Source organism: Pelomonas sp. KK5, assembly GCF_001984095.1.
Classification (GTDB): domain Bacteria; phylum Pseudomonadota; class Gammaproteobacteria; order Burkholderiales; family Burkholderiaceae_C; genus KK5.
Genome location: NZ_LYVQ01000188.1, coordinates 1 through 12,922, shown reverse-complemented (window position 1 = coordinate 12,922; position 12,922 = coordinate 1). Strand labels below are relative to the sequence as shown.

The following is a 12,922-nucleotide window of genomic DNA, read 5'->3' as shown; positions in this document are numbered from 1 at the left end:
CCGCAGCGAGGCGCCGCCCGCCGCGAGCTGCGGCGTGCCGGGCCGGCTCAGGTCCTTGATCACGTCGCGCACCGCCAGGCCGCCCGCATCGAGCTGGGCGGTGAGGATGGTGGCGCCGGTGTCCGAGAAGGCCTGCCAGGCGACGAACAGGCTGCCGCCGAAGTAGGCGATGCTGGGGTCGGCATGCCAGGTGGTCGGCAGGCCCAGCGCGGTGCTGACCGCGGCCATGCCGCTGACGCCGCTGCCCGAGGCCGAGCCGGCGATGCCCGCCCAGGTGCCGGTGCCGGCCGTACCGCCGGCCTGCGGCGTGAATTCGGTGATGTAGACCTGGCGCAGCGCGGTGTTCGGCTGGATCGCCGTGTAGGCGACGGCGACCTTGCTCCCGTCGCTGGCCACGCTGACGTCCTGCACTTCGGTGCCGACGGCAAGACCTGTCCCCGTCATCGCGGCCTGCGAGCCCAGCGTCGCCCAGGCGCCGCCGGTGTAGATCCGCGCGTAGATGCGCAGGTTGCCGGTGGCGTCGTCGGTCCAGACCAGGGCCGGGCCGTTCGTCGTGCTGACCAGCCAGCCCTGCACGGCCGTGCCGGTGCCGGTGGCATTGCCAAGGCTCACCCACGCGCTGCCGTTCCAGCGGCTCGCCATGATGTCGTGGCTGCCGGCGGCATTGGTCTCGGTCCAGGACACGACGGGCGCACCCGTGCCGTCGACGATGATGCTCGGCTTGGTCGAGCCCGCATTCGTGCTCGCCGACACGCCTCCCTGCTGCGCGCTGCCGCCCAGCATGGTCCAGTTCGCGCCGTCCCAACGAGCCACGTAGATTTCCAGATTGCCGTTGCGGCTGTCGCTCCAGGCGACGTACTGCTGGCCCGCCGCGCCCGCGGCCACCGCGGGATCGAGAGAGAGCCCGACATCACCCGCCAGCCCGCGCTGCACATCGGCCGCGCTGCCGCCCAGGTCCGCCCAGCGGCCCGCGCCGGCCACGCCGTCGGGCAGCACGCCCACCGCGCGCGGGCTCGTGTCGTCCACCGCCACCGGGGTCGGCGCCGGGGTCGGCGTCACGGTGCCGGTGAAGGACGCATCGTCGCCGCCACCGCCGAAGTCGATCAGGTTGCTGGTGCCGCCGCCGGTTTCGGTCACGGCCATGCCGGCCGCGCCCTGGATCAGGTCGTCGCCGCCTTCGCCGTAGAGCAGGTCGTTGCCGCCCTGGCCGAAGAGCTGGTCGCGGCCGGAGCCCGCCTCGTTGCCATTGGTGCCGAAATCGCCGTAGAGGTAGTCGGCCGCGTTGTCGTCGCCGGCGCCGCTGACGGACTGGCCGTAGAGCCGGTCATTGCCCGCGCCGCCCACCATCAGGTCCGCGCCCGCGCCGCCTTCCAGCAGGTCGTCGCCCGCGCCGCCTTCGAGCACGTCCTGGCCGTCGCCGCCGTTCAGCTGGTCGTTGCCGGCCAGGCCCTGCAGCCGGTCGTTGCCGGCGCCGCCGAGCAGCGTGTCGGCGCCATCGTCGGAGCCCACCAGCAGGTCGTCGCCGTCGCCGCCGTCGATGGAGCCGCCCTGGCCGTAGCCCTGGTGCAGTTCGTCGTTGCCGGCCTCGCCGAAGATGCGGTCGGCACCGAAGCCGCCGTCGATGTAGTCGTCGCCGCCGTTGCCATGCAGCTCGTCGTCGCCCTGCTCTCCGTAGATGAAGTCGCTGGCGTTGTCGTCGGCCGGCTGGGCCGCGAGGCCCGACGCGTAGTGGCCGTAGATCGTGTCGTTGCCGCGGCCGCCGTAGAGCGTGTCGGCACCGGCGCCGCCGTAGACGGTGTCGTTGCCGTCGCCGGCGTCCACGAAGTCGTCGCCCGCGCCGGCGTCGATGACGTCGTTGCCGGCCAGTGCCCAGATCTGGTCGGCGCCGTCGCCGCCGCTGATCGTGTCGTCGCCGTCGGAGCCGAAGATGCGGTCATTGCCGGCGCCGCCGCTGAGCGTGCCGCCGCCACCGTTGCCTGCGACGATCAGGTCGTCGCCGCCGTTGCCGGCGATGTTGTCCGCGCCCTCGCCGCCGTAGAGGTCGTCATCCCCGGCGCCGCCGAGGATCGTGTCGTCGCCGCCGTTGCCGTAGACGGTCCACGCCTGGGCCTGGGCCGAGACGTCGAGCACGTCGCCCTGCTCGCCGCCGCTGAGTTCCGGCCGGTCGCCGGTCACCGTGCCGCCCACGGTCGCATGGCCGCCGCCGGCATCGGCGCTGTGCCAGTCGACCGCCATGAACAGCCGGTCGCCGGCCGTCACCGTGCCGTTGATCAGCAGGTCATCGCCGGCATCGAGCGTCACCGCCCCGCCCGCCTGCACCTTGCGGCCCTCGCCGACGATGATGTCCTCGCCATCGGCGGCGCTGTCGCGCGTCGTCAGCCGCACCTGGCCGGCCGTGCCGATGATGGTGCCCACGTAGAGCGCCTGCACCACTTCCGTCAGCTGGATCGCATTGCCCGCGCTGGCGTCGACGAAACCGCCTGCCGCGGAGAAGCGGCTGTCGATCTCCACGTCGTTGTAGTAGCTGCCGATGCTGCCGCTGACGGTCATCGTCAGGTTGTTGCCGACCACGTCGGCAGCCAGGTCGGCGAAGTCGTCGAGCAGATCGCCCGCCTGCACCGTCAGCACCACGTCGGCGCCGGTGGACTTGACCATGTCCAGGTTCAGGTCGCCGGCCACCTCGGTCAGGAAGACCGAGCCGTCGGCCTGCGCGAAGACCGTGCCGTGGCTCGGGCGCGAGGAGTCGATCTCGATGGCGTTGGCCAGCGTGCCGATGCCGGTGCCCGCCGTCAGGTGCAGCGTGATGCCCAGGATGTCGGCCGCCGCATCGCTGCCGATCTCGGTGATCGCGCCGGCGTTGGCGCTGATCGTCACGTTGTTGTTGTCCGCCTCCACCTGGGCCAGCAGCACGCTGCCGCCGGTCGAGGTGATGCTGATCGGGCCGCTGAAGGCCAGCACCAGCCGCGGCAGCGTGATGTCGCCGCCGGCCAGCAGCGTGATGCTGTCGCCGGCGGTGATCAGGTTGTCGGCATAGAGGTTCAGCCGGTTGCCGGTCTGGCCGCCGGTGACGTTGCTGATGGTGCCCTGGCGCGCGGTGATGGACACATCGCTGCCCGCCACCACATGGTCCACCTGCACCGAGCCGGTGGTGCTGGTGATCGCCACGTCGCCCGCCTGCGACCAGATGGACGCCGGCGAGAGGATCTGCGCGCCGGCCAGCAGCGTCACGTTGCCGCCGCCTTGGACGATGCGCGGCAGCGTGATGTCGCGCGCGGCGGTCATGTTCACCGAACCGCCTGCGGTCAGCAGGTTGGCTTGGTACAGCGCCAGCCAGGTGTGGGCGTAGCTCGCCAGCACGTTGGAGATGTCCAGCGCGGCGGTGATCGTCGCGTTGCCGCCGGCGATCAGGTGGTCCGCGTAGACGCTGTTGTTCTGGCTCTGCACCGACAGGTTGCCGGTGCCGGCCTGCACGGTGCTCGGCAGCGTCAGGTCGCCATTGGTGCGCAGCGTGACGTTGCTGCCGCCGATCCAGGTGTTGCGCTGGAACAGGTCCATGCGCTGGGCCGGGGTGTCGGCGATGACGCTGAGGTTGGTGCCGGCGCTGAGCTTGCCGATGCTGGTGGTCGAGGCGATCGCGGTGTTGCCGGTGCCGAAGTAGCCGACCGGGAAGTCCACGATCGCGCCGCCGGCCTGGTCGGGCCGGAAGTGGCGGATCCAGGTCGTCGTGCCGAGATCGCTGCCCAGCGAGGCGGCGTTGATGTGCACCTGCACCTGGTAGGTCGGCGGCACGCCGTTGACGGTGGTCTGCAGCTTGGCCTCGCGCAGCAGCAGGTCCAGCACGCCGCCGGCCTGCATGTCGCCCAGGCTCAGCGTGAAGGCGCTGACGTTCGGGTCGCGCAGCAGGCCGCGGATGCCGAGGTAGGTGCTGCCGGCCGAGAGGCTCGTCATCGTCGCGTTGCGGCCCTCGCTCTGCACCAGCTCCACGTTGACGCGCTGCGAGCTCGTGCCGATCGCGCCGCCGGCGCTCAGCGCCAGCAGGTTGGTGCGGATGATCGAGTTCGGGTTGAAGGCGACGATATCGCCGCCCACGCTGCCGATCTGCGTGCTGCCCAGCGGGTTGTCGATCGTGCCGTTCAGCTGGATGTCCGGCTGGGCCGAGGTGCTGGTGTTGTTGATCAGGATCTGCGTGGCGCCGTAGCTGTGGCGGATGTTGAACTCGAACGGTGTCGGGTCCGTCGCCGGGCCGGTCACGTTGTCCACGTCCAGCGTCACCGTCGGCACCGCGGTGCTGTTGACCGGCGCGATGTTGTTGATGCGCAGGTCCTTCGCCGACTCGTTGGTCAGCGTGATCCGGTTGAAGGTGTGGATGAAGGTGAAGGTGGACTGCGTGCCGGCGATCGAGCCCAGGTCCACGATGCCATGGGCCGGGTCGAAGGCGCCGTTGGCGCGGAAGTAGGCGGTGCCGACGCTGGTGTTGACGATGTCGTTGACGATCACCGTGCTGGCGGTGTTCTGCACCGTCACGTTGGTGGCCGTCACGACGTTGCCGGCCGCGTTGACCAGCAGCTCCGGCGCCGGGCCGGAGGACAGGCGCGCGTCGGCGTTGAAGTCGATCTTCTGGGCCAGTGTGTGGTCGAAGCGGTCATTGACGTCGCCGTCGTCGATGAAGGCGCCGTCCTGGCGGTGGCGGGTGGTGACCTGCCAGGAACCGATCTCGGCCCGCACGTCCAGCGCATGGGTGTCGAACAGCGCGCCGGCCGCGGCGTTGACATAGGCCAGCAGCCGGTCCTCGACGATCGAGTCCACGTCGGTATCGCCGCCGGCCGCATCGGCCTCGCCGTTACCGTAGGTGTAGGCGTCCAGGCCGGTGTTCAGCGCATGGACGTAGATGTTCTCCAGCGAGAGCACCGTGGCGCCGGTATTCACCGTCACCACCGCGTCGTTCCACATGTCGTTGTTCGAGTGGGCGTCCGGGTTGGCGCCCAGCGCGGCCGAGTAGGCGCTCGAGGTAACCCTGCTCTTGGCGCGGCTCATCGTCGCGTCGAGATTGATGTCGTCGCCGGCATTGATGCTGGCATTGGTGCCGACGTTGACGCCGATCGTCTGGTGGTTGCCCGAGGAGCCGACGCGCCAGTACATGTCCGCATCGGAATCGGCACCCAGGCCGCCGCTGCTGGCCTTGCCGTTGATGCTGCCGTCGAAGCGGGCCTCGGACGTGAGGTTCACGTCGTGCGCCGCGACGATGCTGGCGCCGTCGCCCAGGCCTGCCGTGGTCGTGTGGTTCAGCTGTGCGCCGCCGCTGACCTGCGAGGAGTTGATGAAGCCGCCGCCCTTGGAGTTGGCGTCCACCGTGCCGTTCTGGGTGGACATGGCCGACAGCGTCACCGAGCCGCCGCTGGTCGTGATCTGCGCGTTGTTGCCGGCCGTGGCCAGCACCGTCTGCGTCGTGTTGACGAAGGCGTCCGAATAGCCCACTGCGATGAAGGCGCCGCCGCTGCTGCCTGCGGTGGCCGCGCCGTTGGCGGCCGAGAAGGCGTTCAGCGTCACGTCGCCGCCGGCGCTGATGGTGGCGCCGTCGCCCAGCAGGGCCTTGACCTGGGTGACGATGTCCACGTTGGACGTCGAGCCCTTGTCGCCGAAGATCAGCGCCCCCACCGAGCCCGAGGTGGCGCCGCTGGACACGCCGTTATCGATCGCATTGCCGACCAGCGAGCGCGCCCCGCCCGCGCCCAGCAGCTGCTGGCCGTTGCCGCTGCCGCTGCTGGTGATGTCCAGCTCCAGCTGGTGCTGGCCGCTGGTGGCGGCGCCGGAGAGCTCGATGCCCTCGGTGCCGATGGTGTGCTTGCCGCCGCCGACGCCGGTCAGGTCGATCGCCGCGCCGCCCGGCGTGGTGGAGAGCTGGAAGGTGTTGGCATCGAGCACCTTGACGTAGTAGGTGTTGCCGCTCACCAGGCCGCTCACCGGCGCCGCGCCGACGCGGGTCAGGATGTGGCCGCTGGCCAGCGACTCGGCGGTGTTGCTGATGGCGATCGCCGTGCCGTTGCTCGCGTCCGTCGGGTTGGCCGCCAGCTTGATGTGGTTGGCGTCCACCCGGATCACGTAGTAGGTGGCGTCGGCCGTCAGGCCGGTGATCGCCACCGGCGGCTTGTTGGGGCTCTCGATCACCAGGTCGCGCAGCGTGTACTTGACCGCGTCGCCGGTGTTGAAGCCGTGGTTGGCGATGGTGATCTGGTCGTCGCCATCGGCCTCGACGGCGCTGCCCGGGAACTGCTCCGCACCGGCGGTCCGGTAAGTCACCGCCTGGTTATTTGAGAAGCCGTGGCCGGACAGCGTGATCTTGTCGTTGGCGACATCCACCGCGCCGCTGAGGAAGGTCTTGGGCGCCGCGGTGGCCGCCGCCTGGCTGGTGGCGAGCTTGATCGTCTGCGCGTCGATCACGCGGACGAAGTAGGCCTGCCCGTCCACCAGGCCGCTGATGGCCGTGTTGCCGGCCGAGTGGTAGATCACCCGCTGACCGTTGGTGAAGCCGTGCTCGGAGGCGAACTTGATCGCGTCCTGGGTGGCGTCCACCACGTTGGCGTTGAACACCGCGCCCAGCTTCACCGCGGTGTCGCTCTGCACGATCACCTGGTAGTTGTTGCCGTCCACCAGGCCGCCGACGGCGCCGTTGGCGTCGCCGCCCTTGTCGTAGGTGACCGTGTCGCCGGTGGTCAGGCCGTGCGGACCGTTCAGCGTGATCACGTTGGTGGAGGCGTTGACGCCGCCGGAACCGAAGCTCGAATCGCCGACGCTGACCTGCTGGCCCTGCGTGGCCTGCACCGTCACGCTGCCGCCGGCCTTGACCTGGCCGCCTGCAGCGACCTGCGCCACGACGACCGGGTTCACGTTGATGTCCGCCTTGGAGATGCTCACCGCGCCGGCGCCGCCGGCATAGCCGACCGCATTGCCGTCGCCCTCGGCATTGCCGCTGGCCTCCACCGTCACGTTGCCGCCCACGTCGATGCGCGCGCCGCCCGCGAGCTGCGCGTTGATCTGCGGGTTCACGTTGACGACCGGGGCCGCGCCGTTGCCGGTGATCAGGCCGCCGCTGGTGGCCTCGGCCACCGCATTGCCGCGGCCGCCGCCGGTGGCTTCCACCGTCAGGCTGGCGCCGGTGACCTGCGCGTTGCCCACGCTGGCGCTGCTGCTCGAATTGGCATCGGCACCGGCATCGGTGGCGCCGAAGGCCGCGAGGCCGTAGGCCTGGCCGTCGGCGCTGGCATTGGCCTTGTCGGCCACGCCGGACAGCACCTCGGTGCCGCCGCTGGCGTTGACCGAGGCGCCGTTGAGGATGGCCGCCGAGACGACCGCCGCCGAGCCCGCATAGGCCGCCGCGCCGTCCACGCCCACCAGCCCGCCGGAGGCCGCATCCGAGTGCGCGGTGGCGCCCTGCGTGCCGTCGTGCGAGGCCTGGATCGTGATGTGGCCGCCGGCGTTCAGCACGCCGCCGGCGCTGGACGCCACCGTGGGCGTCACCCGCGCATTGGACGCCCCCTTGCCCACGGCCACGAAGCCGATGGACAGTGCGTTCGCCTCTGAATCGGCGCCGCCGCTGGAGCCGGACGAGATCAGGATGTTGCCGCCCGCGCTGATGCCGCTGCCCAGCATCTGCGTGTTGATGTTGCGGGCCACCACGCTGCTGGCGTCGTTGGAGGCGGCGCTGATCAAGCCGCCGGTGGGCGCGGTCGTGTGGGTGGTGGCGCCCTGGGCGCTGGTGGAGTTGATCGCCACGTCGCCGCCAGCGGCGATGCCGGTGCCCGCGGCGATCGTGGTGAGCTGGTTGTCGTTGGCGTAGCTGTTGTTCTGGGCGTTGGTCAGCGAGCCGCCGGCGATCGCGTCGGCGCGCGCATTGCCCAGGCCGATCAGGCCCACCGACATGCCGTAGCCCTCGGCCGAGGCGATATTGCCGGAGCGGGTGGTGACGCTGAAGTTGCCGGTGGCGGCCGAGAGGTCCGAGCCGCTGCCGCCCAGCGAGGTCGTCATGTCCGCCGAGGCCTGGGACACGCTGTTGGCGCCGATGCCGCTGAAGCCCAGGCCACCGCCGGACGCGGTGGCCTTGGAGGTGGCGTCGTGGCCGTCGGAGGCGCCGTTGCCGTTGGCGTTGTGGCTGGCCGTCAGCGCGAAGTTGCGGCCGGCGGCCACGTCGGCCGCGCCGACCGTCGTCGTCATCACCGGGCGCACCTTGGCCTGCGCGTCCGAGCCGCCCACGGCCAGGCCGCCGCCGACGGTGATGCCGTCGGCCTCGGCGTTGGCGTCGCCGGTGGAGAGGTTGTTGATGATCACGTCGCGGCCGGCGCTGATGCTGCCGCCGCCGCCGATGCCGGCGTTGAGCGTCGGCGCCACCGTCGCCGCGGCCGAGTTCAGGCCGAAGGAGCCCAGCAGGCCGCCCTGCGCGGCCTTGGAGGTGGCCACCGCGATGTAGTTGCTGCTGGTGTTGATCACCAGGTCGCCGCCGACCGTGCCGTTGATCGAGCCTGTCACCGCATTGGTCGTGCCGCCGATGCCGGAGGACGACTTCGCCACGCCGCCGGCGCCGCCCAGGGCGAGGTTGAGGCTGTCGCCGACCGACACCGCCGTCAGGCCCGACAGCGTGTCGAAGCGGACGTTGCCCGCGGTGTTGAACTGCACGCCGGAGCCGGTGTTGTTCGTCAGCGTGGCGTTGACGTTGGCGCTGGCATCGCTGCCCGAGGCGGAGATGCCGGCCGCGCCGGCGCTGGCCGTGGCGGTGGCCGTGGCCGCGCCCACCGCCGCATCCCCGTTGTTGAGCTTCAGGGCCAGGGCCACGTCGCCCTTGGCGCCATGGGTCGTGATGCTGGCGTTGTTGCCGATGGTGGTGGACATCGTCGGGTTGATGTCCACGTCCGCCACCGAGCCGCCCGCGCCGACGCCGCCGGCGAACTGCACGCCGCTGGCGATGCCGGTGGAGCTGGTGGTGGCATTGCCTTCCACGCTGACGCCACCGTTGACGTCGATCTGCGCGCCGGCACCGATGCCGGCCGAGATCGTCGGCGTCACGGCGCTGATGGACTTCGCGCCGGTGCTGGCGGCGATCAGGCCGCCGGCCGCGGCGGAGCTGTTGGCGAAGGCCGTCTGCACCGCGGTGGCCTTGACGTCCAGGCCCGCGCCGTTGATCTTGCCGCCGCCGCTGGCGCTGGTGCTGCCGTTGGAGGTGGCGCTGGCCGTCATCGCGCCGCGCGCGGCGGCGAGGCCGGCGCCGGTCGCCGTGCCGTCGGCATTGGCCACGTTGTTCGCCACGGCCGACAGCGTCACCACGCCGCCGTTGCCGTTCAGCGTCGCATTGCCCTGGGTCTGCACCGAGGTGTCGGCGCCGGACTTGGCGGTGGACGTGGCACCGGCCACGCTGACGCCGGCGCTGATGCCGGCCGTGTCCGCCTTGGCGCGGGCGCTCTGCCCGCCCTGGTCGTGCTGGGCCAGCACGTTGATGCTCTGGCCGCTCAGCGTGGTCGTGCCCTTGACCGTGTTGGTCACGTCGGGCGAGACCTCGGCGGTGGCCGCCATCAGGCCCACCGCGCCGACCAGGCCGGCCGAGAGGCCGCGCGCCTGCGCGTTCGCGTCCGCCTCGGACAGCGCCAGCAGGTTGATGCTGCCCGAGCTGGTCACGGTGCTGGCCGACGTGGTGTTGCCGGCGCCGGAGTTCACGGACCCGCCCGACTTGGCCGCGGCCGAGGCGCTGTTGACGCCCGCCCCCAGCGCGCCGCCGGAGGCATTGGCCTTGGCGTCCGAGTAGTTGCGGCCCAGCGCGCGCACGTCCACGAAGGTGCTGCCGCCGGAGCCGCCGTCGATCGTCGCCGTGGTGTTGCCCAGCGCATTCGAGCTGGCGCTGGAACTGCCAAAGCTCACCAGCGCCGACAGCGAGAGGCCGCTGGACTCGGTGTTGGCCAGGTTGGCCGCATCCGCATGGATGGTGATCGAGCCGCCGGCCGTCAGCACGCTGCCGGCGCCGCTCTTCGCGGTCGTGTTCGCATTGGCATTGGCCGTGGCCGACGCACCGACGCCGCCGAACAGCCCGCCGCCGGACGAGGCCCGCGCGATCGCCCGGGTGTCGTTGCCGGTGGCGCCCGCGCCGTCGTGGTTGTGCTGGGCGCGGATGACGATGTTGCGGGCGACGTTGGCTGTCTCGGCGCCGGTCTGGGCGCTGATCGAGGGGCTCATCGTCGCGCTGGCGATCGAGCCGCCGACGCTGATGCCGGCGCCGGCCGCGATGCCCAGCGCATTGGCCGTGGTGTCGGCCGAGGAGATGGCGGTGACGATCAGGTCGCGGCCGACGTTGAGCGTGCCGCCACCGCCGAGGTTGGCGTTGATGACCGGGCTGAACGTGGCCGTCGCGCCATTCAATTGAGCAGCGCCCAAGAGGCCCAGCGCCGAGGCCTGCGAGATCGCGGTGACCAGGTGGTTGGCCGTGGTCTCGACCATGAAGTCCAGCGCCTGCGTGCCGCTGACGGCGCCCAGCGTGGCATCGATGCTGCCGCCGATGGACGCGTTGGACACCGCCCCGCCGATGCCGCCGACACCAAAGCCGCGGGCATCGGCCGTCGCATCGGCATGGCTGCCCACATCGGTCTCGATGGCCACGCCGCGGGCCGAGTTCATCGTGACGCCGCTGCCGGTCGTCTGCTTGATGTTGTAGGTGACGGTCGCGTTCGCTTCCGCCCCGCCGCCGGACGCGAAGCCGCCGCCGGCCGCGAAGGCCGTGGCGCTGGCGCCGCCCAGTTCGTTGCTGGCGCCGTTGTGCAGCAGCTGCAGCGTGATGTCGCCGGTGTTGGCGGAGTGCGTGGTGATGCTGACGTTGTTGCCGAGCGTGAGGCTCATCGCCGGGGTCATCGTCACCGTGGCCTTGGACAGGCCCAGCGCGAGGCCGGCGGTGACCGCCTCGCCGGTGGCCGTGCCGTCGCCATCGTCGCTGGCGCTGCCGATCACGTTGACCGGGCCGGTGACGTCGATCTGGGCGCCGTCGCCGAGGCCCGCGCGCACGTCCGGGTTGACCGTCACGGTGACGCCCGCGCCAGTGCCGGCCGCGACCAGGCCCAGCACCGTGCCCTTGGCCGTGGCATCGGCATCCTGGTAGGCGGTGGCGAGCACGTTCAAGGAGGTGCCGGTGACGTCCGCGCCGCTGGTGGCCTCGGTGATGCCGCCCGAGCGGGCGGCGGCGCTGACCACGCCGGCCGAGTAACCGATGGAGCCGTTGTCCGTCTGGCCGGTGGCCGTCACCACATTGTTGGCCAGCGACTGCACCAGCACGCCGGCCTTGCTGCCGGCCGCCAGGCTGCTGGCGTTGCTGGTCAGCGCGCGGGTGTTGGCCGCGCCGCTGGCGTCGGCGCTGGCGCCGCCGATGGACACGCCGCCGCCGATGCCGGCCGCATCGGCCACCGCCGTGCTGTTCTCGCCGTTCTGGTTGTGGCGGGCGCGCACGGTGATGCCGTTGCCACTGACCGTGGCGGCGCCGCGCACCTCGGCGGTGACGTTGGGCGAGACCTCGCTGGTGGCGCTCATGAAGCCCACCGCCCCGGCCAGGCCGAAGGAGAAGGCCTTGCCGGTGGCGTCGGCATCGGCGCTGGAGATCGCGTCCACCAGGATGGCGCCGCTGCCCGAGTGGGTGCTGCTGGCCACGCTGGCGTCGCCCAGCACCGCGCCGACGGCGCTGTTGGAGCGCGCCGTCGCACTGCCGCCGCTGGCGCCGGCCAGGCCGGCCGCGCCGGCCGCGCTGGCCGCAGCCACCGCCGTGTTCTTGCCCTGCGAGACCACGCTGACCGAGGCCGCGTCGCCGACGCCGCCGTACAGGTTGGCATTGGTGCCGCCGCCGACGATCGCGCTGGCGTTCGAGATGCCGAAGCCGATCAGGCCGCTGACGCCCAGGCCCGTCGTCGTGCCGCTGGCCAGGTTGGCCGCATCGGCCAGCACTCGCACGCTGCCGCCGTTGGCGGTCAGCGAGCTGCCGGCGCCGACGCTGGCGTCCACGTTCGCCTTGGCCTCCGCCGAGGCGGACGCGCCGGTGCCGCTGAGCAGCAGGCTGCCGGCCGAGGCCAGCGCGGTGGCCACGGTGTCCTGCCCGGTGGCGTTGGTGCCGTCATGGTTGTGCCGTGCCTCGACCAGCACCGCGCCGCCAGCGGTGAGCTGCTGGTTGCCGGTGCGGGCGAACACGGTCGGGCTCATCGTCGCCTCGGCCGTGGACGCACCGATGCTCAGGCCGCCCGCCTGCTTGCCGATGGCGCTGGCCGTGGTGTCGGTGTTGGACAGCATCTGCACCGTGGCATTGCCGCCGACGGTGGTCGCGCCGCTGCCCAGGTCGATGCCGAGGGTGGGCGTGAAGCTGGCCGAAGCGTCGTTGATCTGCCCGCTCAGCAGGCCGCCGCCGGCGGCCCGTGCCGTGGAAGTAACGAGTTGGTTCGACTGACCGAGCGCGTTGAGGCTGCCGCCCACCGTGCCGCCGGCGCTGGCGAAGGTGCTGGTGGCCGTACCGTCGACGGTGGCGCTGGAGATGGCGCCGCCGAAAGCCGCGACGAGGCCGATGGTGTCGCTGTTCGCCAGCGAATCCACATGGTTGCCGACGGCCAGGCCGATGTTCAGGTCGCGGCCCGCATTGAGCGTGACGCCGCTGCCGGAGCTCTGCAGGATGTTGTAGTGGCTCTGCGCGCTGGCGCCGGTGCCGCCGCCGGAGGCCAGGCCGCCGCTGGCCGCCTTGGCGATGGCGCTGGCGCCGCCGGCCTGGTTGCTGCCGTTGTTGAAGCGGGTGGCGATGGTCAGGTCCGAACCCACGCCGGTGGCGCTCAGGCTGGCGCCGGTGCCGATGCGGTTGGTCATCGTCGGGCTCAGCGTGGCGTCGGCCACCGAGATGCCCAGCGATACGCCGCCGGAGACGGCCACG

General features: G+C 71.7%; 1 protein-coding gene. It reads right to left on the bottom strand.

The genetic code is table 11. The features are described from left to right. The coding region (locus B0W88_RS23600; RefSeq protein ID WP_077037069.1) for a calcium-binding protein at window positions 1-12,922 on the bottom strand (12,922 nt) is incomplete at both ends.